This is a genomic window from Rhodoferax sp. TS-BS-61-7, from assembly GCF_002943465.1.
Taxonomy (GTDB): Bacteria; Pseudomonadota; Gammaproteobacteria; order Burkholderiales; family Burkholderiaceae_C; genus Allorhodoferax.
The window spans coordinates 422,694-441,881 of sequence record NZ_PTQY01000002.1 but is presented as its reverse complement, the minus strand read 5'-3'; the positions used below and the strand labels follow the sequence as shown (position 1 = coordinate 441,881).

Below are 19,188 nucleotides of genomic sequence, written 5' to 3'. Positions count from 1 at the left end.
CCGCCCAGCCCGATCTCAGGTCTGGTGCACCGCCGCCCGCCCCGGCTCCACGGCAAATGTGGCCAGCGTCTGCACCCCTGAATCGGCTCGCGCCACATCGTCCACCGCTCGGAGTGTGACGCTCAGCCCCTTCGGGGTGAATTCGGCCACGCCGTAGCCGCGGCGTTCACGGTCGGCAAACACAAAGTGCGGGTTCTCTGCCAGGGTCTCTGGCACACCGTCGTTACTGCCACCGCGCGAAGTGATGCTGGTGCCGCAAAACTCCACCCCCACCGTCTTGCTCTGGGCGCGTGCGTAATCGGCCTTCACGTGGCCCACCCAGTTGGAATGCACGTCGCCACCCAGAAACACCGGGTTGCTGGCTTGGTGGCGTTGTAGTGCGTCGGTCACGCGGGTGCGGGCCGCGCCGTAACCATCCCAGCCGTCGTTGGACACACTGAGCCCCTCGCCGGATTTGAAGTCCCGCTGGCCAAACACGGTTTGCTGGCCCAGCACGGTCCATTGCCCTCCGCCTGCGGCCAAGGACTGCTCCAGCCAGTGCTCTTGCGCCGCACCTAACAACGTGCGCCGTGGGTCGGCCAAGGCTGCACAACTGGCGGGGTTAACGGTGCTGGAACCAGGGCCACCGCCTTTGGTGCAGGCCTGCGGGTCGCGGTACTGGCGGTCGTCCAGCAGGTGCAAGGTCGCCAGGCGGCCAAACGGCACCCGGTCATAGAGGCGCAACTCGCGGTTGGCACCCCACACCCCGTTCAACGCCCGGCCGAGCGCCGCAGCCCGCAGCGGCATGTGTTCGTAATAGGCCTGGTAGGCCGCGGCACGGCGGGCGGCAAAGTCAATACCCTCGGGCCCGCGGCTGCCCTGCGTGCTGCTGGCGTAGTCGTTTTGTACCTCGTGGTCGTCCCAGGTCAGCAGCCAGGGGCAGGCTGCGTGCATACCCTGCAGATGCGGGTCACTTTTGTACAGGGCGTAGCGGGCACGGTAGTCATCCAGCGTCAGGGTGGCAGCAGCGGACACGGGGCGCACGGCCTTGCTGCTGCCCCCGTATTCGTAGATGTAGTCGCCCAGAAACATCAGCGCATCCAGCTGCTCACCCAACATATGGCGGTAAGCACTGTAGTAGCCATGCTCCCAATGCTGGCAGGAGGCGTAACCCAGGCGCAGCTTTTGGGCGGCGGCGTCCGGTGCCGGGAAGGTGCGCGTGCGGCCCACCGTGCTGACCGCCGCGCCCAGCATAAAACGGTAGTGGTACCAGCGGTCGGGCGCCAAGCCCTGCAGCTCCACGTGCACGGAGTGCGCCAGCGCGGGCAAGGCCTGTGCCTGGCCCGACTGCACCAGCCGCTGGAATTGCGCGTCATGGGCCACCTCCCAGCGCACCGTGATGGGCCCGAGGGATAGCGCTTGCTCGGTCACCAGCCGGGTCCACAGCACCACGGAGTCGTGGGTGGGGGACCCACTGGCCACGCCCAACGCAAACGGATTGTTATCCAGCTTGGCCTGGCTCCAGGCGCTGCGCGGCAGCCACAGGGTGCTGGCGCTGCTGGCTGCCCAGCCCAGGAGTTGCCGCCGGTCCATCAAAACAGGTCAGCCCGCCGCGATCTGGCGCAAGGCCTGTTCAAACACCTCAGGCGGCTGGCCGCCGGAGATGAGGTGGCGGTCGTTGATCACCACCGCGGGCACCGAATGGATGCCCTGGTCCAGGTAAAACTGTTCCTGTTCGCGCACTTCCGCCGCGTAATCGTCGGTGGCCAGCACACGCTGGGCCTCGTCCACATCCAGATCCGCCGCCTGCACGGCGCGCAGCAGCACCTCGTGGTTGCTGGGGTCTTCGCCGTTGGTGAAGTAGGCAGCAAACAACGCTTTCTTCAGGGCCAGTTGTTGGCCCGAAGTCTCGGCCCAGTGCAACAGGCGGTGCGCATCGAAGGTGTTGTAGATGCGGGCGCGTTTGTCCATGTTGAAGGTGAAGCCCAAGGCTTCGCCGCGTTGGCGAATGTTCTCGCGCGCGGCGGTGGCCTGTTCGGGGGTGGAGCCGTACTTTTGGCTCAGGTGTTCGGTAATGTCCTGCCCTTCTGGGCCCATCTTGGGGTTCAGCTCAAATGGCTGGAAATGGATGTCGGCCTGCACTTCACCATCCAGCCGCTCCAGGGCGGTTTGCAGGCTTTGCAAGCCAATGGCGCACCAGGGGCAGGACACATCAGACACGAAGTCGATTTTTAGAGTGCTGTACATCAAAATTCCTTGGTTCTCACAGACAAAAATAGAGGTTGCGCCATTATGCTCAGGCTTGTCTATGGCTGCAGGCTGTGGGTGTTTCTGTGTTTTAGAGAGTCTTCCGGTTTCATGTCAGCGATTCGTTTTTTGGTGGCCGATAACAGCACCGCAATCCAAACTTTTTTGCGCCAACTTCTGGAGGGTTACGGCTTCGAACCCTCCAGCATCAAAACCACCCACAGGCCCCAGGCGGCACTGGAGGTGGCTGCCGAACACCAGCCCCACCTGCTGCTGACCGATTGCTACTCCAAAGAGTTGGTGAGTGGTTTTTCCTTGCACCAATCGCTGCAAAAGCTCAATCCACAATGCCGATTCGGGCTCATGAGTGCACACATGGGCCCCACCATGGCGGAACAGGCCCAGCGTGCGGGCGCCTTGTTTCAGCTGGCCAAACCCTTCACGGCCGCGGACATCAAGGCCGCTGTGGCCAAAGCGATGGAACACATGGCGCAACTGCACCCCGAAGTGGCCCACAAACTGCAGCCCGTCGCGGCCCGGCCCGTACTACCGACGCTACCCAAGTTCCAGGCGGGCGACGCGGTGCTGTACCAGGGACGCTACGAAACCGTCAAAGACGTGATCTTTCGGCAGGGGGAATTGGTGGTGCATTTGCAAGGCACACCCGGCATGGTGCCCGCCACCAAAATCACCAAACTTTAGGCGTGCTGCCCCTGGCGCGCGCGCCAGGCTTGGTAGTCTGCCCACAAGGGGCGCCAGACCAGCGCCATGAGAATCAGGGCCAGCGGCACCGTGGTGCTGTACCCCACCCATTTAAAACCCATGGCACCCACCAGTGCACCACCAAAAAAACAGGCCACCATGCGCAGTTGCACCCGCAGGCGCTCGCGGTTGGCTCGCACCGGGGTGTCGGTGTGGCCGTTGATGTAGACCAGCTTGCCCAACTCGATGCCCAGATCCGTCACCAGCCCGGTGAGGTGGGTGGTGCGGATCTCGGCCTTGGAGATTTTGGTCACCACCGCGTTTTGCAAACCCATCAGGTAACACAGCAGCACGATGGTGAGGGGTTCAAAAAACCAGAACTTGGCCTCGGCCGCCGAACCAAACACACCAAAACACAGCAAAAGAATGGCCTCCAGCAGCAGCGGCCGACCGAACGCACTGCGCAGCTTGCGTTGCAGGCTCCAGTTCACCATCCAGGCCGTGGTCATGGCCCCCGCCAAAAAGGCCCCCAGCGAACACAGCCCCACCAGCACGATGGACCATTGCCCCAGCACCAGGTAATCGGCCACCGAAGACACCACCCCGGTCATGTGCGAGGTGTAGGTGCCCACCGCCAGAAAGCCCCCGGCATTGGTGGCCCCGGCCACAAAGGCCAAAGCCGAACCCAGGCCAACATTGGCCTGGGAGGAGCGTTCCAGATCGGTCCAGGTCACGCGGGATTACAGGGCCTGGCCCAGACGGCCAATGCCTTCTTCGATCTTGGCCACATCGGCCGTGGCGAAGCTCAGGCGCAGCGTGCTTTGGTCTGGGTCGTGCGCGTAAAACGGCGCACCGGGCACAAAGGCCACCAGCTTGTCGATGGCCCGCTTGGCAAACTCGCTGGCGTTCTGCTCTTTGCCATGCGTGCCGGTCAGGCGGGCCCAGAAGAACATGCCCCCCTGGGGGCGCTCAAAGGCAATCGCATCCCCCAGTTCGCGCTGCAGGCATTCGGCCATCACCCGCGCACGCTCCGCATAGGTGGCACGCACAGCGGCCAGGGCCGTGGGCAGGCGGTTCAGCGTGAGGTAGTGGGCGGCCGTGGCCTGGGTCAGGTTGCTGGTGTGGGCGTCGCTGAACTGTTTGCACATGGTGGCGCGTGACAACAGCGCGGGCGGCGCAATCAGCCAGCCCACACGCAGGCCGGGGCTCAGCACCTTGCTGAAACTGCCGCAGTGCGCCAGCCAGTCGCGGCTGCCGGGCACGCTGTCGCTCAGGGCCAACAGGCTGGGCGGCGGGGCCTGGTCGAAGAACAGCTCGCCATAGGGGTCGTCTTCCACCACCAGGGTCTGGGTCCGCACAGCAATCTCCAGAATGCGCTTGCGTCGTTCCAGGCTCAGCATGGCGCCACTGGGATTGCCAAAGGTGGGAATCAGGTAGACCAGCTTGGGCTTGTGCTCGTCAATCAGTGCTTCGAGCTTGTCCACGTCCACGCCGTTGGCATCGATCGGCGCGCCAATGACCTGCGCGCCGTACAGGCGGAAGCACTGGATGGTGGCCAGGAAGGTGGGCGCTTCCATGATGACCTTGTCACCGGGCGAGATCATGGTTTTGCCAATCAGGTCCAGCGCCTGCTGGCTGCCGGTGGTGACGATGAGGCCATCGGGCGCCACGGTGGCACCCTTGCTCGCCATGTGGCTGCTGATGCCTTCGCGCAGTGGCTGGTAACCCTCGGTCGCGCCGTACTGCAGCACGGGGCCGGGGTTGTTTTTCAGCACCGCATCGGTGGACTCGCGAATGCCTTCCACATCAAATAGTGCGGGGTCGGGAAAGCCCCCAGCAAAACTGATGATGCCGGGCTTGCCCAGCAGTTTGAACAGCTCACGAATGGCGGAGGTTTCTACGTTGTTCAGGCGATCGGCAAATTGCATGGGGCTCTCTTTCGACTCACAAAGGGAAAAAATAGTACGCGGCGTTTGGCCAATTGGTCTGGAGGCCGTTGGGATTGGGGTAAATTGTCACCGATTGGGTCGCAACTTTTTTTGGAGAATCCATGGTCAATCTCGAGTCCTTCTTTGCAACTGTCAAATTGCCATCGATGTCTGAGGTCGCCCACGCGCTGATCCAGACCCTGAACGACGACGACGCCTCGGTCCCCCAGGTGCGGGACCTGATCGCCAAGGACCCGGCCCTGTCCGCCAAATTGCTGCGCCTGGCCAACAGCGCCCAGTTTGGGCTGCCGCGCGGTGTGGGCACGCTGGACGACGCCATCACCATGGTGGGCATGTCCAAGGTGCGCACGCTGGCGCTGGGGGCCTGCCTGAGCGAATCCTTCCCCAACCTGCCCGACCTGGACCGCAAGGAGTTCTGGCGCTCCAGCATGGCCTGTGCCGGCTACGCCCAGTGGCTGGCCAACCGCCTGGGTATCGACGGGCAGCTGGCCTGGCTCACCGGCATGATGCTGCGCCTGGGCGAGCTGCTGATAGCCCAGGCCGACCCCGCCACCCTGCGCGAGATTGAGAAACTGCCCCACCTGCCCGGTGTGCGCTGGCAGCGCGAGCAGCGCCTGATCGGCTTTACTGAAGGCCAAATCACCGCCGAGCTGGCGCGCCGCTGGAACTTCCCCATGCAAATGGTGCAAGCCCTGCAGCGCTCGGCCGACCCGATTACTGAGCAGGCCTTCTCGCGCCTGGGCGCCGTGGTGCACCTGGCCGGCCTGCTGGCCGAAACTGAAAATGCCGGCCCGGACTCCGTAGACGGCTTGCCCGCCGACGTGATTGCCGCACTCACGCTGGATGCCGACTGGCTGCGCACCAGATTCCCCGACACCAGCACCTTCCTGGACGTGACCGCTTAGTGACCCCAGCCGCTATCGAGACCTTTTTTGCCACCTTGCGGGCGGCCAACCCGCACCCGCAAACCGAGCTGGAGTTCAGCTCGGTGTTCGAGTTGCTGGCAGCCGTGCTGCTATCGGCACAGGCAACCGATGTAGGCGTCAACAAGGCCACCCGTCGGCTGTTTGTGGCGGCCAACACCCCGCAAAAAATCCTGGCCCTAGGCCAGGAGGGGTTGGAGCAATACATCAAAACCATCGGTCTGTACCGCAGCAAGGCCAAACACCTGATGCAGACCTGCCAGATGCTGGTGGACCTGCACGGCGGCCAGGTGCCCCGCACGCGGGAAGCCCTGGAAGCATTGCCAGGCGTGGGCCGCAAGACGGCCAATGTGGTGCTCAACGTTGCTTTTGGTGAACCCACCATGGCAGTGGACACCCACCTCTTCCGGCTGGGCAACCGTACCGGCCTGGCACCGGGCAAAACCCCGCTGGAGGTGGAGCGCAAGCTGCTCCAGCGCATTCCGCCCGTGTACATGGTGGACGCCCACCACTGGCTGATCCTGCATGGCCGCTACGTCTGCCAGGCGCGCAAGCCAATGTGCTGGCAATGTGGTGTGGCCAGGGTCTGTGGCTATACACTCAAGACCCCTACCCCCAACCGATAACCACAGTACCACCCCATGGCGGACATCAGCGCCTTTATCCAAACGGTCAAGCTGCCGGTCATGCCAGAGGTTGCGCATGCGCTGATCCGCACGCTCAACGACGAGGATGCCGATGTGGTGACGGTGCGGGACGTGATTGCCAAAGATCCGGCCCTTACCGCCACCCTGCTGCGCATGGCCAACAGTGCGCTGTTTGGCCTGTCCCGCTCGGTCACCACGCTGGACAGCGCGGTCAGCGTGGTCGGCATGTCGCAAATCCGGGCCCGCGCCTTGGGCATTTGCGTGGCACAGGTGTTCAGCCTGCCGGCCGGGGTCAACCGGCTGGAGTTTTGGCGCTACAGCATGGTGTGTGCGGGCTACGCCAAGTTTTTGGCCAACGAAGTGCATATTGATGAACAGCAGGCTTGGCTCACCGCCATGATGCTGCGCCTGGGCGAGATGCTGATCGTGCAGCACCAGCCCGCCCTGCTCGATGCGCTGCAACAACAGCCCTGTGCCCCCGGGCAGCGCTGGCAGCGCGAACGCGAGCTGCTGGGGTTTGACGAAGGCCGGGTGACGGCCGAAATTGCCAAACGCTGGGACTTTCCCGGTGAGGTGGTGCAAGCCCTGACCTTCTGCGGCGACGCGCAGGCCGCAGTGCAACAGTCCAAGCTGTGTGCGGTGGTGCACCTGGCCGGCTGGCTGGCCGACCAGGCCAGCAGCCACGCCACGGTACTGCAGGCCGTACCGCACATATCCACCGCGCTGCAGCATTACCTCCAGCTTTCGGCCGACGACCTGCAAGGTGGCCTGCCCGACCCAGACACTTTCAGCGATGTCTCCACCCTGTTGGCCTGAGGGAGGGCTGTGGGGGCCATTCTGAAGCTGGACGCACGCACCATCCTGGTCATGACGGCCATGATGGGCCCGCTCATGGCGGTGGTGCTGTACTCCATGCGGCGCAACTACCCGGTCAGCGTGCGCGGCCTGGGCTGGTGGGCCGGCGGGGCGCTGGTGCAATTTGTCGGCATTGTGCTGATCGCCACCCGCGATGTGTTGCCTACCGTGTTTTCCATTTTGCTGGGCAATGTGCTCATGATGGCCGGCAGCCTGATGTGGGTGGCCGGTACCGAAAAATTTCTGGGCCGCCCCTCCAGCATGCGAATCTGGCTGCCTCTGCTGGCCCTGGTCAGCCTGGCCGTGGCGGCGCTGCTGTTGGTCTGGCCCGACTATGTGCTCCGGGTGCTGGTTATCAATGGCAGCATGATCGCTATTGCCCTGCTGCACAGCCACCGCCTGGTGCTGCACAGCCGCTTCGAGTTTGCCTGCCGCTTTCTGGTGCTGGCGCTGATGGCCAGTGCCTGCGCCTGGCTGGTGCACGCCACCGGAGCCGTGATTGGGTATACCGGTGGCAGCGTGTTTGCCCCCACCAGTTTCAACGTGGCCTGCAACGCCGCACTGACGGTGACCACCCTCTTGACCCTGATTGGTTTTGTGCTGCTGGCCAGCGAGCGGGTGCGCGACGAGTTTGAGCGCCTGGCCACGCGCGACTCCCTGACCGGTGCGCTGATGCGCCGGGCCTGGAACGCCGCCGCACAGCTGGAAATGGACCGCCACCGCCGGCATGGCCGCGACCTGTCGCTGGTGGCCATGGACCTGGACTATTTCAAACGCATCAACGACACCTTTGGCCACCAGGCGGGTGACAAGGCCTTGATGGATTTTGTGGACCGAGCGAGCACCCATTTGCGCAGCCAGGACCAGATGGGGCGCCTGGGCGGTGAGGAGTTTGTGCTTCTGCTACCCGAAACTTCGGCCCAAGACGCGTGGGTGGTGGCCGAGCGGATACGGCACTCCTCGGAACTGGCCGAGAACGAGACACGCTACACCGTGAGCATGGGCATTGCGACTCTGCAGACACAAGACCACTCTTTGCAAGCCCTGCTGGGCCGGGCCGACGAAGCGCTCTACCGTGCCAAGGCCAATGGGCGTAACCGCATCGAGTTTGCATGAACTCGCGGCCCTGGCTCCTGCTTCTGGTGGCCGGCTGGCTGTCCACAAGCATGGCCTGGGCCGCAGACCCCGCCAAGGCCCCACAAGCCCCCGCACCGCTGCGCCTGTGTTTTGAGAGCGCCACCATCCAGCCCTGGCGCACCGCCGAGGGACGGGGCCTGAACTTCGAGCTGCTGCAGCAGGTGGGCCAGCAGGTCGGTCAGCCTTTTACCTACCAGGCCCTGCCCTGGAAACGCTGCCTGGCCAGCCTGCAGGCCAACGAAGTGGACGGCGCCTTTGCCGCCAGCTTCAGCCCCGATCGGCTGGAGATTGGCGCCTACCCCGGTGGCAAAGTGGCCGACCCGGCCAAACGCATGCACACCGACCGCTACGTGTTGCTCAAGCGCAAAGGCACGGCCGTGCAATGGGACGGCAAACAGATCAGCAACCTGGACGGCACCGTGGGCGTGCAGCTGGGGTACTCCATCGGCGCGCAACTGCGCGGCTGGGGCGTGGCGGTGGAAGAAGGCAACCAGGGCGCGCTGGCGCTGGCGCGCCGCCTCATGCTGGGCCGGGCGGGCGCCATTGCCATGGGCGGCAGCGACGCCACCATGCTCATGGCCCAGCCCGAGGTAGCCAACCAGCTCGAAGAGCTGCCCGTGCCGCTGACGGAGAAGCCCTACTACCTGCTGCTCTCGCACCAGTTGCTGGCCACCCAGCCCGAACTGGCCCAGCGTATCTGGAAAGCGATTGAGGCCGTACGCACCAGCGCCGCGTACAAAAAGCAGGAGCGACAAGCCATGGAGTTGATGCCCGACTGAGGCGCGGCGGTCACTGCGCTGGTCAGGGCAACACGCGCAACCACTGGCCAAAGGCCGGGGCCTCAGCCGGCCACTGGTCGGCCTGCTGCACGCGGCGCACGCCCTGCGCCAGCAGACTGACCGCCCGCGCCACCCCGGCATGCGTGATCCAGACCTGCACCTGACCCGCAGCACGCGCCGGCTGGCAGGCATCCCACACCTGGGCCACACGGCCCATGAATTCCGCCACCGACTCCTGCCCGCCAAAACGGTGGGCCCAGAAGTCGTCGGTCCAGGCATCCATGGCGTCCTTGTCGATGTCGGCCCAGGCCACCCCCTCGTACACGCCAAAGTGCATTTCCACCAGCCGTGGCTCGGGCTTAAAGGTCAAATCGGGCCGCAGCCCCCGTAGATATTGCGCCAACAGCTCACATCTTTGTAGCACCGAGACGTGCACTTCGGCGCCCTGTGGCAGTTCATCAGCCAACGCCTGGGCGGCACGCGCCGTGGCCTCGGGTTCGGCCGGCAGGTCCAGCGCGCCATAACAAATGCCGGGCGCCACCCGCGGTTGCGCATGGCGCACCACCCACAGTGTCATGCCAGCCCGCCGTGTGCCACCGCGCCCCAGGCCAGCGCCAGGCCCAGGTAGAAGGCCAGCTCGCAAACCTGCTGCGTGGCACCCAAGCAGTCACCGGTAAAGCCCTGCAGGCGGCGTGCAAACCAGCGCAGCATGCCCAGCCAAACCAGGCCACTGGCCAGCACCCCGGCACCCAACCATTGCAGCAAGGTCGGCCAAGCCAGCCCCGGCACTACAAAAAACATAGCTGCTTGCGCAATCACCACAAGGGCTAGAGCAACAAAAGACCATAAAACTGCCACCCACAGGCTGCCCAGGCTGATCTGGTCCGCCAGCGGTTTGGACTTGGAACCGGCCACATCGCCCACATGCGGCAGCAGCCGGATGGTGAGCAGGGGCCAGAAGCGCGACAGCACATGGCCCGTGAACAGCGCCACGCACAACACGGCGCCGTGCAGCGAGCCCAGCAGCGCCAACAGGCTCACTTTGGCCAGCAATGCCAGCACCACGGCAATGGCACCAAAGGCCCCCACACGCGAGTCCTTCATGATCTCCAGCGCGCGCTCGCGGCTCAGTGTGCCACCCAGGCCATCGGCCACATCGGCCAGGCCGTCTTCGTGGAAGGCGCCGGTCATCAGCACGCTGAGCACGGTGCCCAGCACCGCGGTCACCAGCGGTGCAAACGGGCTGGCGGGCAACAGTGCCAGCAGCAGCCACGTTCCCAGCGCCACCACGCCCCCCACCAGCCAGCCTACGCCCGGCAGGTGCGCGGCACTGGCGCGCAGCATGGCCGGGCTGAAGCCCACCCAGTCCGCCAGTCGGCCGGTCACCGGCACGCGCGTGAAGAACTGCAGCGACAGCAGGTAGTGACGAAGGAACTGGGCCATGGCGCCAGGGCTTAGTGCGCGGCGACTGGGTCGGCCGATTTTTCGGACACTCCAGCCGAGGCAAAACTCGCCATATCTCGCAAGATGGTGCAGGCCGACTGCAGCAGCGGCCAGGCGAGTGCTGCGCCCGAACCCTCGCCCAGGCGCAGGCCCAGGTCCAGCAGCGCCTGCACGCCCAGGTGCTGCAGCATGAACTCATGGCCACGCTCGCCCGAACGGTGGGCAAACACGCAGCGCTGCAACACCAGTGGCTGCAGCGCATGCGCCACCACCACCGCGCTGGTGGCAATAAAGCCGTCCACCACAATCACGCGGCGCTCCTCTGCAGCCTGCAGCACCGCGCCCACCATGGTCGCAATCTCAAAGCCACCGAAGGCTGCCAAGGCGTCCAGCGGCGCCGTGGCGTGGGCATGCAGGGCCAGCACCTCACGCAGGACCTCGGTCTTGCGTTGCACCGCAGGGGCGTCCAAACCAGTGCCAGCACCGGTGCATACCGCAATGTCCAGTCCGGCCAGACGTGACAACAGCAGCGATGCGGCAGATGTATTGCCAATGCCCATCTCGCCCAGCAGCAAGGCGTTGCCCGGCAGGCCCTTCACCAGGTCTATGCCGTGTTGCAGTGCCTCGTCGCGCTGTGCGGGGGTCATGGCAGTTTGGGCCGACGAATCTGCGGCGCCCAGTTCTGCTCCTTGGGCCTTGCGCACCTGCAAACCTGGGCGCGTGCTGCCCGCAGGCAAGCCCGCCAAAAAGTCGCGCTTCACGCCGCAGTCCACCACCGTCAGTGCAATGCCGTTCTGCTTGGCCAACACACTCACCGCCGCGCCGCCGGCCAGAAAGTTCTCCACCATCTGCCAGGTCACATCGCTAGGAAAGGCCGAGATGCCGCGCGCCGTGAGACCGTGGTCGCCAGCGAACACCACCATCTGCGGCTGGTCCAACACCGGTGCGGTGCTGCCCAGGATCTGACCGATCTTCAGGGCCACATCCTCCAGACGGCCCAGCGAACCCAGGGGCTTGGTCTTGTTGTTGATCGTGGCCTGCAACGCGTTGGTGAGGGCGACGTTGGAAATATCGGCCAGGATGGGCAAAGAAGTGGTCATGGGAATCGCTTTCAAAAATCAACACTAAAAATTTGGCTACGGTGATACGTAAATCACTTTGCCCACGAGGTGGTCTTGCGGAACGAAGCCCAAATAACGGCTGTCCAGACTGTTGTCACGGTTGTCACCCAGAAAGTAGTAGTGGTCTGGAGGTACGGTGCAAATCACTTCATCGGCTTCATATCGGCAACTCTCCATGTGGGCGAATTTCTCCGTCGGCAAGGGAACTGAGCGAACTTGCTCATCAAACACAACCTCGTACTCCTGCGCACCTGAGTTTTCTAGAAACCGCTTGTAGTAGCGCATTGAAAATTCATCCAGGTAGTCGGGCAAGGGGGAGAGAACCAGGACACGTCCATTCACGGTGAGTTTTCCGTTTTGGACCTTGACTTGATCACCCGGCAGAGCGACAACTCTCTTCACATACTGATATTTCCTCAGAGGCGGCGCCTCAAACACCAGAATGTCCCCGCGCGCAACGGGCTCAGTAACACCGAAGCGAAAAAAACTCAGTCCATAAGTACCGTAGTTACCAAAGCCCCACTTTTGAACAACCATATGTGCCCCGACCGGAATGGTGGGCTGCATGGAGCCAGCTGCAGCACGAAACGGTTCGTAGAAAAACGAACGGAAGGTCACGACACACACGACCAAGGCAACGCTAGAGAGTAGGATCCCCGACCATTGGCTGTAAGCCGGACGGGTGCGTTCGGGATCAAAGCGATTCGCCTGAACATATGCCACGCGGCAAATAAAGACCGCAAAACCCAAACTCAATAAAGTGGTCAGTCCTTCGACCCGATGGAGAGATAAAAGCTCTAGACAGGCAAGGACTAATAAGCCCAACCCGCTGGCTATCGCCCACTTCCAGCGCACTACGTACAACATGCCCAGCGGAGGCATGACAAACCCCAATAAAGCTGCCAACCATTTGTTCGGACGGTTCTTCATGCTCTCCCTTTTTTACGCGCGCTCAATCAGTTGCTCCAGATACTCTGCCGCAAAGTGCTGGCCTATGTAGTCCGCCAGCCCGTCAAACACGGTCTCCAGCGTGGGCACAGTGCCTCCCAGTTGCGCGCCAAACAGCGCTTGCAACACGGCGGCGTCTTCAAACATGCCATGCAGGTACAGGCCCATCACATTGCCGCGGGCGTTGCACCAGCCGAGGCCGTCAGGCAGCACGGCATGGGCCACGTCACCCGCGGTGGCCATGGCTGCGTGTTGCTGGGTTTGGCCGTGGTGAATCTCGTAACCAGCGACGGATACGCCAGCCAAAACGGACCAAGGCGAAGCGGAGGCTGAACCGGCACCCACGCCAGGTTCCGAGCGCGGGGAGGCAAAGTCGGGGGGCGATTTCTGCGCGTTTGGCAGTATGAGCCCCCCGGCTTCGCCTTCCTGCGCGGGCGAATGGAAATCCGCAACAAACGCAGTCTGCGTATGCCGCACCGTCTTGTCAGGATCAAACACCGTCACCAGCGGTAACAAGCCCAGGCCCGGTGCATTGCCATCAATCCCATGCGGATCAATCAGCGCCTCGCCCAGCATCTGCAGCCCGCCACACACCCCCAGCACCGCCCCACCCTGCTCCGCATGCCGCGCAATGGCAGCGTCCAGCCCTTGCGAACGCAGCCAAGCCAGATCCCCACTGGTGTGTTTGGAGCCCGGCAGGATGATCCAGTCAGTGGGGGCCAGCCCCGCCAACTCAGAAGGACTGCGCACCCACTGCAAACGCAGACCCGGAATGTTCTTCAGCGGCTGGAACTCGTCGAGGTTGCTGATGCGCGGATAAGCGATCACGGCCACCGTCATGTTTACCACGCCCTTGGCCACGCTCCGGTCGTCAAACACACCATCTTCTTCCGGCAGACCGTGGTGCCACCACATGGGCAGGGTCGCCACGGTGGGGATGCCGGTCAGGTCCTGCAACATCTGCGGCGCGGGGGCCAGCAGCGCGGCGTCGCCACGGAACTTGTTGAGCACAAACCCCTTGATGAGATGGCGCTGGTCTTCCGGCAACAACGCCCAGGTGCCATACAGGTGGGCGAAAGCGCCGCCGCGGTCAATGTCCGTCACCAGCAGGCAGGCCGCATCGCCATGCTGGGCCACGCGCATGTTCACCACATCGCTGGCGGCCAGGTTGATCTCGGCGGGTGAGCCGGCGCCTTCAATCACCACCACATCGTTCTCGGCGCGTAAATCGTCCAGCGCCTGCGCAATCTGCGGCCAGACCTTGAGGCTGCGGCCGCGCCAGGGCATGGCGCTCAGCTCTGCGCTCACCTGCCCCATCAGCACCACCTGACTGTGCGTGTCGCGCTCGGGCTTGAGCAGCAGCGGGTTCATGCGCACATCAGGCACGGCATTGGCGGCCAGGGCCTGAAAGTATTGGGCGCTGCCAATCTCGCCTTGGCCGTTGTCGGAGGCAACCACCCTTGCGTTATTGCTCATGTTCTGCGCCTTGAACGGGGCCACCTTGAGCCCCTGGCGCGCGTAGTAGCGGCACAGCGCGGTGGTGAGCCAGCTTTTGCCAGCGCCGCTGGTGGTACCTAGCACCATGATGCATTTGGCGGTCATACAGCCACTTTCAGAGTCAGGGCACGGGCAAGCGCGTCTTGCGCGGCGGGCGGCAACACGCCCAGCCGCACCCAACCCGGCAGGCCAAACGAGGTAGCGTCGCGCAGCTTGATGCCTTGGGTACGCAGCGTGGCGCACAGGGCCACGGCGTCCACACCGGTTGGCGGGCGGGCGCAGAAAAAGGGGGTGTCGCTGGTCTGCAGGGTCCAGCCAGCGGCGTGCAGCAGGTCAACCTGGCGCTGCTTCCAGCCCGCCAAGATGTCCAAACTGCTTTGCAGCCAAGCCTGTGTATCTGGCTCCGTCCAGGCCATCAGCATGGCAGCGCCATGGGCACCCAGCACCCAGGACGGCGCCAGGGTTTCCAGCTGCTGCACTGCCGCCTCGGCCCCCAGCGGCGCAATGGCGAATGCCGCGCGCACGCCGGTCAGGCCCAGCGCCTTATTGGGCGAAAACAGCTGCCATAGCTGCTGGCGCTGACTGTCACCCAGCGTGGGCTGACCCGCCAGGCGCAGCGGTGCGTAGGCACTGTCCAGCACCACGGTGCCACGCACACGGGTGAGCATGGGGCTGTGCGCCTGGCCCAGCGGGCTGGACGGCTCACAGGCCCAAACCAGATCGGCCAATACGTCCTCTTCCGCCACGGCCAAACCCCAGGCTTGCGCGGCGTGGGCGTAGTCGCCATAGGCGTGGGTGGGCAGACTGACCGTGCGGGCGCCGTGCTGCCGCGACCAGGCCGTGATGCGAAAAATGAACTCGCTGGCGCTGCCGGCCAACACGATGCGCCAGGGCGCGACCGCATAAAAGTCAGCCAGTGCAGCGCGCAGCGCGGTGTAGGCGGCATCGGGGTAACGCGTGGCGTCGGCTGCCTGCACCGCAGCCAGCGCCTGTGGGCAGGGGCCAGTGGCGTTGCTGTTGGTAGAAAAGTCGTACCGCGGTGCACCCAAGGCATCGGGCCCACCGTGGATGCGGGGAGCCTGGCTCATCGCCCTGCCCCCAGCACTATCAAAACCATAGCTGCTTGCGCAATCACCACAAGGGCTAGCAGTGCTTTTGATGCATAAACCAGCGCCCCCGCCGTATCCGCAGCCACGGCCGCGCGGCCCTGGGGGTTGAGCACATAGACACCCGGTTTGCGCAGCGCCACGTCCAGGTTCAGCGCCATGGCGGCCATGGGCCAGCCGCTGTTGGGCGATGGGGTCTGGCGCGCCTGGGCGGGCAACTGCCGCGCCAGAACGGCACCACGGAGTCCGGCCACCAACAGCAGCAGCGCTGCGGTGATACGCGCGGGCAGCCAGCTCAAGGCATCGTCCACCCGCGCGGCCCATTTGCCAGCCCAGGCCCAGTTCTGTCCTTTGTAGACGCCAGGGTAGCCCCACATGGCGTCGGCCGTGTTGGCAAAGCGGTACAGCGCGGCACCGGGCAGGCCCAGCAACACAAACCAGAAGAGGGGCGCGACCACGGAGTCGTTGAGGTTCTCAGCCAGCGTCTCGATGGCGCTTTCGCGCACTTGGGTGTCACTGAGCTGGGCCACCTCGCGGCTCACCAGCCAGCGCAGGCGCTCGCGGCCGGCGTCCAACGACTGACCCAGCGCAGCCTCCACGGCCAGCACTTCACTCTGCAGCATGGCCCAGGCCAACAAGGGTTTGAGCGCCAGGCCCAGGCCCAGGCCGGCAGCCCACCAAGGCAGCGTGAGCAAGGCCGCCTGCAGCGCCCAGGCCGCTCCTGAAACCATAGCTGCTCCCGCAATCCACACAAGGGCTGCAAGCCAAAAAGCCTTCCAATCGCAGCGTTCGGGCTGCTGCACAGCATGGCGCTGCACCCAGGCGCCCACAGCGCCCAGGTAGTTCCCCATCCACACCACGGGGTGAAAGCGCAGGCGCGGTTCGCCCCACCAGCGGTCTACCGCCAGTGCAACGAGCAATGCCAAGGCCAACGCCATCATGGGTGGACCGTGCTTCAGGACTTGGGCATGGGCTTGCCGGTGCGCAGGCCCAGGCGCTGCAGCAGCGCGCCGTCGGCGTCCACATCGGGGTTGCCGGTGGTGAGCAGCTTGTCGCCATAAAAGATGGAGTTGGCACCGGCCACAAAACACAGGGCCTGCACCGCGTCGCCCATGCTTTGGCGCCCGGCCGACAAACGCACACGCGCCAGCGGCATGGTGATACGCGCCACCGCAATGGTGCGCACAAATTCCAGCGGGTCTAGGTCCGGCTGGTCCGCCAGCGGTGTACCTTCCACTTTCACCAAATGGTTGATGGGCACGGACTCGGGATATGGCGACAAATTGGCCAGCTCCGCAATCAGGCCGGCGCGCTGCAGGCGCGACTCCCCCAGGCCCACAATGCCGCCACAGCAGACGCTGACGCCGGCGTTGCGCACACGGGCCAGGGTGTCCAGGCGGTCCTGGTAGTCGCGCGTGGTGATGATGTCGCCGTAGAAATCGGGCGCGCTGTCCAGGTTGTGGTTGTAGTAGTCCAGCCCGGCATCGCGCAGGGTTTCGGCATGGCCGTCGTTCAGCATGCCCAGCGTGGCGCAGGCCTCCAGGCCGGTGGCCTTGACGGCTTTGACCAGCTCGGCCACGGCTTCCACATCGCGGTCTTTGGGCGCGCGCCAGGCAGCCCCCATGCAGAACCGCGTGGCGCCCGCGGCCTTGGCGCGCTCGGCGGCTTCGCGTACGGCGTCGACGCCCATCAGCTTGCCGGCCTCTACGCCAGTGTCAAAGTGCACACTTTGCGGGCAGTAGCCGCAGTCTTCGGGGCAGCCGCCGGTCTTGACCGACAGCAGCGTCGCCAGCTCGACCATATTGGGGTCGAAATGCTGGCGGTGCACGGTTTGCGCCTGGAACATCAGGTCGTTGAACGGCAGCTCCAGCAGCGCTTGCACCTCGGCCACCGTCCACACGCGCTGGCCGGCATCGGGGCGCGGCGCAGGCGTTTTGTGGGGGGCGTGGAAATGCAGGGGTTGGGGGGCCATCAATATGGTTTCCATACGGGTCTTCCTTATCGTTATGCAGTTGTCTCATCCATACAGCGCTGCACCTAAGTGCAGCCTGTATCACTTACTGTGGCGCTTGTGCCGTGCCCACGGCCGGGCCCTCTGTGCGCTGGAGCAGCGTCAGCAAGGCGGGGCGCACCCAACGCTGAAACGCCAGCCCACCGGCCAAGCCCATGCTTACCCAAAACGACAGCGACACCCAGGTCGTGGCCCAGATGAACTGGCTACCTAGGTGGCGCAAGGTGGCTTGGGCTTCGCCGCTAAAACCGGCCAATGGGTCGGCCGTGATCTGCGGCGCACCGATGACATAGGGCAAAGCCAACCAGGCCGCCGCTGCCACCCAGCGCAAATGGCTGCGCAACACTGCCAGCGACGCACAGGCCAGTGCCGCACTGCCGGCCGCCAGCACCCACCAGCCCTGGCGCGAGCCCAGGCGGGCGGCGTCCATGCCGGGAATTTCGGCGTGCAAGCCCAGCGAGGGCCAGAAATGGAAAGTCAACCAGCCGGCTGCAGCCACCCAGGCGGCCAGCGCCAGCGAACGCAGGCTGCTGCCGCGGTACAGGCTCACGCCCATCACCGCAAACACCAGCAATGCCATGCTGAAGGCGTGCAACACGTTGGCCACCCAGGTCCAGAAGGCGCGCTCTGCGCCATCGGCCGGGGCCCACTCTTCCGCGGCCGCATCGGCGTGGCTGTGTGCAGCCGCGTCGGCATGTGCATGGGCTGCGGCCATGGCGGGCGCGGCCACCGGTTCAGGCGCTTCCACCTTCTGGCTCTCAAACACCTCGGCAGCCAGGATGATGGGCACCGCTTGCAACTGCTGTACGCCCGACTGCACGCTGCCCACCAGCAGCGCAACGGCCAAAGCGGCAAAGATCAATCGTTGAAACATCATGGCGATCTCCTTGTGAAGTGCGCGTGGCTCAATGGCAGGGTTTGACGGTCACGTGGCGCACGTCATGTGCTGCGTTGTGCGCCAGCGGGCTCTCGGCAAAGGCCACGCCGTAGAGCACCACCAGGCCCAGTGCGGCGGCGGCCAGCAGCGGGCGCAACACGGCCAGGCCGGGGTTCTGGGTGGCAGAGGGGGTGTGGGTCAGCGTTGTCGGTTCAGTCATAGCGGTCTCCTTGGGGTTGCGGGTTAAAAAACAAATCTGGTGACATTAAACAATGGTGGCGGGATGGGACATGGGCAGGCTCCAGGGTAGATGGCTCAGGCCTGTGCCAGCCGGTGCTCCGCGCCCCAGCGCGTGGCCCAGACGGCACAGCGGCCCAGGGTCTTCTTCGGGTCGTCAAAGTCCACGATCACCAGGTGTTGCGGCGTCAGCGGTGCCTGTGGTTGCTCTAGCGTGCGGCCATCGGTCAGCAGCCAGAGCCAGCATTCGGTGGGGCCACTGATGCGTAAGGTGCGCTGCAACAGGCGGTCGGCCTGGGCCAGGGCTTCAGCCAGCGGTGTGCCACCACCACCGCCCACGGGGCGCAGGCGCAGGCTGCCAGAGGCACGCGCGCGGCCCGGTGGCAGCAGCAGCTCCACGCCCTGCCCGCCAAAACGCAACAACGCCACATCGTCGCCCTGGCGCGCAGCCTGCTCGATCATCAATGCTGCATGGCCCTTGGCCAAGGCCAGCCGGCCGCGCTGGCGCATGGAACCCGAGGTATCGAGCACGATGCAGTGCAGGCGACCTGCGCGCAGCGCCACGGGCTGGTGGCGCAGATGCGCGCGCTGTAGCGGTGCCGGGCCCTTGGCCACCACGGTGGGCAACCAGGCAATAGCGCTGCTGCGCTGCCGTGCGCCAGGCGCAGCTGAACTTGTAGAAGGAGTTTGGGGTGGAGGCCACCGCCAGCTGCCAGGCCCGTTGCGCGGG

The 19,188-nt window shown here is 64.7% G+C and carries 21 protein-coding genes; 6 read left to right on the top strand and 15 right to left on the bottom strand.

The features are described from left to right. Positions 1-15 precede the first annotated feature (15 nt). Complete coding sequence (locus C5F53_RS07950; protein WP_105260817.1) at positions 16-1,572, bottom strand: alkaline phosphatase; 1,557 nt, start codon at positions 1,570-1,572, stop codon at positions 16-18. 9 nt (positions 1,573-1,581) lie between these two features. Further along, positions 1,582-2,226: a DsbA family oxidoreductase gene (locus tag C5F53_RS07945; protein WP_105260816.1), complete on the bottom strand. Its 645-nt coding sequence runs from the start codon at positions 2,224-2,226 to the stop codon at positions 1,582-1,584. A gap of 111 nt (positions 2,227-2,337) precedes the next feature. Between C5F53_RS07945 and C5F53_RS07940 the strand changes: the two genes are divergently transcribed. Then, positions 2,338-2,928 (top strand): response regulator, encoded by a 591-nt coding sequence (locus C5F53_RS07940; protein ID WP_161499900.1) that lies wholly within the window; start codon positions 2,338-2,340, stop codon positions 2,926-2,928. On the opposite strand, the gene C5F53_RS07935 is transcribed toward C5F53_RS07940, so the two are convergent. After that, entirely contained in the window at positions 2,925-3,662 is a 738-nt protein-coding gene (locus tag C5F53_RS07935; RefSeq protein WP_105260814.1) for a YoaK family protein, read from the bottom strand. The genes C5F53_RS07940 and C5F53_RS07935 overlap by 4 nt on opposite strands. A 6-nt stretch (positions 3,663-3,668) precedes the next feature. Beyond that, complete coding sequence (locus tag C5F53_RS07930) at positions 3,669-4,856, bottom strand: PLP-dependent aminotransferase family protein (protein ID WP_105260813.1); 1,188 nt, start codon at positions 4,854-4,856, stop codon at positions 3,669-3,671. Between the two features lie 122 nt (positions 4,857-4,978). On the opposite strand from C5F53_RS07930, the gene C5F53_RS07925 reads away from it, so the two are divergent. From C5F53_RS07925 to C5F53_RS07905, 5 genes are read left to right on the top strand one after another with little or no spacing between them, the layout of a single operon-like run. After that, entirely contained in the window at positions 4,979-5,782 is an 804-nt protein-coding gene (locus C5F53_RS07925; protein WP_105260812.1) for an HDOD domain-containing protein, read from the top strand. Next, complete coding sequence (gene nth / locus C5F53_RS07920; protein WP_105260811.1) at positions 5,782-6,426, top strand: endonuclease III; 645 nt, start codon at positions 5,782-5,784, stop codon at positions 6,424-6,426. Before C5F53_RS07925 ends, nth begins: the two co-directional genes overlap by 1 nt. 15 nt (positions 6,427-6,441) lie before the next feature. Further along, positions 6,442-7,263: an HDOD domain-containing protein gene (locus C5F53_RS07915; RefSeq protein ID WP_105260810.1), complete on the top strand. Its 822-nt coding sequence runs from the start codon at positions 6,442-6,444 to the stop codon at positions 7,261-7,263. 9 nt (positions 7,264-7,272) lie between these two features. Further along, positions 7,273-8,418, top strand: coding sequence for a GGDEF domain-containing protein (locus tag C5F53_RS07910; RefSeq protein WP_105260809.1), 1,146 nt, complete (start codon positions 7,273-7,275; stop codon positions 8,416-8,418). Continuing rightward, positions 8,415-9,218, top strand: a complete 804-nt coding sequence (locus tag C5F53_RS07905; protein ID WP_105260808.1) for an ABC transporter substrate-binding protein — start codon at positions 8,415-8,417, stop codon at positions 9,216-9,218. Before C5F53_RS07910 ends, C5F53_RS07905 begins: the two co-directional genes overlap by 4 nt. Before the next feature lie 22 nt (positions 9,219-9,240). Here the strand turns inward: C5F53_RS07905 and C5F53_RS07900 are convergent, their stop codons facing one another. The 11 genes from C5F53_RS07900 to C5F53_RS07850 all read right to left on the bottom strand — a co-directional run bounded on the left by C5F53_RS07900 (position 9,241) and on the right by C5F53_RS07850 (position 19,076). Beyond that, positions 9,241-9,795, bottom strand: coding sequence for a histidine phosphatase family protein (locus C5F53_RS07900; RefSeq protein ID WP_105260807.1), 555 nt, complete (start codon positions 9,793-9,795; stop codon positions 9,241-9,243). Beyond that, on the bottom strand, positions 9,792-10,661 hold the full coding sequence (locus C5F53_RS07895) for an adenosylcobinamide-GDP ribazoletransferase (protein ID WP_105260806.1): 870 nt from the start codon (positions 10,659-10,661) through the stop codon (positions 9,792-9,794). The genes C5F53_RS07900 and C5F53_RS07895 overlap by 4 nt, the downstream gene beginning before the upstream one ends. Positions 10,662-10,672: 11 nt before the next feature. After that, the gene (gene cobT / locus C5F53_RS07890; protein ID WP_105260805.1) at positions 10,673-11,761 is read right to left on the bottom strand and encodes a nicotinate-nucleotide--dimethylbenzimidazole phosphoribosyltransferase; all 1,089 of its coding nucleotides are present in this window, start codon (positions 11,759-11,761) and stop codon (positions 10,673-10,675) included. A gap of 36 nt (positions 11,762-11,797) precedes the next feature. After that, positions 11,798-12,712, bottom strand: coding sequence for a signal peptidase I (gene lepB / locus C5F53_RS07885; RefSeq protein ID WP_105260804.1), 915 nt, complete (start codon positions 12,710-12,712; stop codon positions 11,798-11,800). 12 nt (positions 12,713-12,724) lie between these two features. Continuing rightward, positions 12,725-14,332, bottom strand: coding sequence for a cobyric acid synthase (locus tag C5F53_RS07880; protein ID WP_105260803.1), 1,608 nt, complete (start codon positions 14,330-14,332; stop codon positions 12,725-12,727). Beyond that, the gene (locus C5F53_RS07875) at positions 14,329-15,315 is read right to left on the bottom strand and encodes an aminotransferase class I/II-fold pyridoxal phosphate-dependent enzyme (RefSeq protein ID WP_105260802.1); all 987 of its coding nucleotides are present in this window, start codon (positions 15,313-15,315) and stop codon (positions 14,329-14,331) included. The genes C5F53_RS07880 and C5F53_RS07875 overlap by 4 nt, the downstream gene beginning before the upstream one ends. Then, positions 15,312-16,274, bottom strand: coding sequence for an adenosylcobinamide-phosphate synthase CbiB (cbiB, locus tag C5F53_RS07870; protein ID WP_105260801.1), 963 nt, complete (start codon positions 16,272-16,274; stop codon positions 15,312-15,314). The genes C5F53_RS07875 and cbiB overlap by 4 nt, the downstream gene beginning before the upstream one ends. Positions 16,275-16,288: 14 nt before the next feature. After that, positions 16,289-17,320, bottom strand: coding sequence for a biotin synthase BioB (bioB, locus tag C5F53_RS07865; RefSeq protein WP_105260800.1), 1,032 nt, complete (start codon positions 17,318-17,320; stop codon positions 16,289-16,291). A gap of 70 nt (positions 17,321-17,390) precedes the next feature. After that, positions 17,391-18,221, bottom strand: a complete 831-nt coding sequence (locus C5F53_RS07860; RefSeq protein ID WP_105260799.1) for a CbtA family protein — start codon at positions 18,219-18,221, stop codon at positions 17,391-17,393. A 28-nt stretch (positions 18,222-18,249) separates the two neighbouring features. Beyond that, entirely contained in the window at positions 18,250-18,441 is a 192-nt protein-coding gene (locus C5F53_RS07855) for a CbtB domain-containing protein (protein WP_105260798.1), read from the bottom strand. 95 nt (positions 18,442-18,536) lie between these two features. Next, entirely contained in the window at positions 18,537-19,076 is a 540-nt protein-coding gene (locus C5F53_RS07850; RefSeq protein WP_236635314.1) for a VWA domain-containing protein, read from the bottom strand. Positions 19,077-19,188 lie beyond the last annotated feature (112 nt).

Coding starts and splice junctions, on each gene's coding strand:
- C5F53_RS07950 (WP_105260817.1), bottom strand. CDS start 1,572: ATGGACCGGCGGCAACTCCTGGGCTGGGCAGCCAGCAGCGCCAGCACC.
- C5F53_RS07945 (WP_105260816.1), bottom strand. CDS start 2,226: ATGTACAGCACTCTAAAAATCGACTTCGTGTCTGATGTGTCCTGCCCC.
- C5F53_RS07940 (WP_161499900.1), top strand. CDS start 2,338: ATGTCAGCGATTCGTTTTTTGGTGGCCGATAACAGCACCGCAATCCAA.
- C5F53_RS07930 (WP_105260813.1), bottom strand. CDS start 4,856: ATGCAATTTGCCGATCGCCTGAACAACGTAGAAACCTCCGCCATTCGT.
- C5F53_RS07925 (WP_105260812.1), top strand. CDS start 4,979: ATGGTCAATCTCGAGTCCTTCTTTGCAACTGTCAAATTGCCATCGATG.
- C5F53_RS07915 (WP_105260810.1), top strand. CDS start 6,442: ATGGCGGACATCAGCGCCTTTATCCAAACGGTCAAGCTGCCGGTCATG.
- C5F53_RS07905 (WP_105260808.1), top strand. CDS start 8,415: ATGAACTCGCGGCCCTGGCTCCTGCTTCTGGTGGCCGGCTGGCTGTCC.
- C5F53_RS07900 (WP_105260807.1), bottom strand. CDS start 9,795: ATGACACTGTGGGTGGTGCGCCATGCGCAACCGCGGGTGGCGCCCGGC.
- C5F53_RS07895 (WP_105260806.1), bottom strand. CDS start 10,661: ATGGCCCAGTTCCTTCGTCACTACCTGCTGTCGCTGCAGTTCTTCACG.
- cobT (WP_105260805.1), bottom strand. CDS start 11,761: ATGACCACTTCTTTGCCCATCCTGGCCGATATTTCCAACGTCGCCCTC.
- lepB (WP_105260804.1), bottom strand. CDS start 12,712: ATGAAGAACCGTCCGAACAAATGGTTGGCAGCTTTATTGGGGTTTGTC.
- C5F53_RS07880 (WP_105260803.1), bottom strand. CDS start 14,332: ATGACCGCCAAATGCATCATGGTGCTAGGTACCACCAGCGGCGCTGGC.
- C5F53_RS07875 (WP_105260802.1), bottom strand. CDS start 15,315: ATGAGCCAGGCTCCCCGCATCCACGGTGGGCCCGATGCCTTGGGTGCA.
- cbiB (WP_105260801.1), bottom strand. CDS start 16,274: ATGATGGCGTTGGCCTTGGCATTGCTCGTTGCACTGGCGGTAGACCGC.
- bioB (WP_105260800.1), bottom strand. CDS start 17,320: ATGGAAACCATATTGATGGCCCCCCAACCCCTGCATTTCCACGCCCCC.
- C5F53_RS07860 (WP_105260799.1), bottom strand. CDS start 18,221: ATGATGTTTCAACGATTGATCTTTGCCGCTTTGGCCGTTGCGCTGCTG.
- C5F53_RS07855 (WP_105260798.1), bottom strand. CDS start 18,441: ATGACTGAACCGACAACGCTGACCCACACCCCCTCTGCCACCCAGAAC.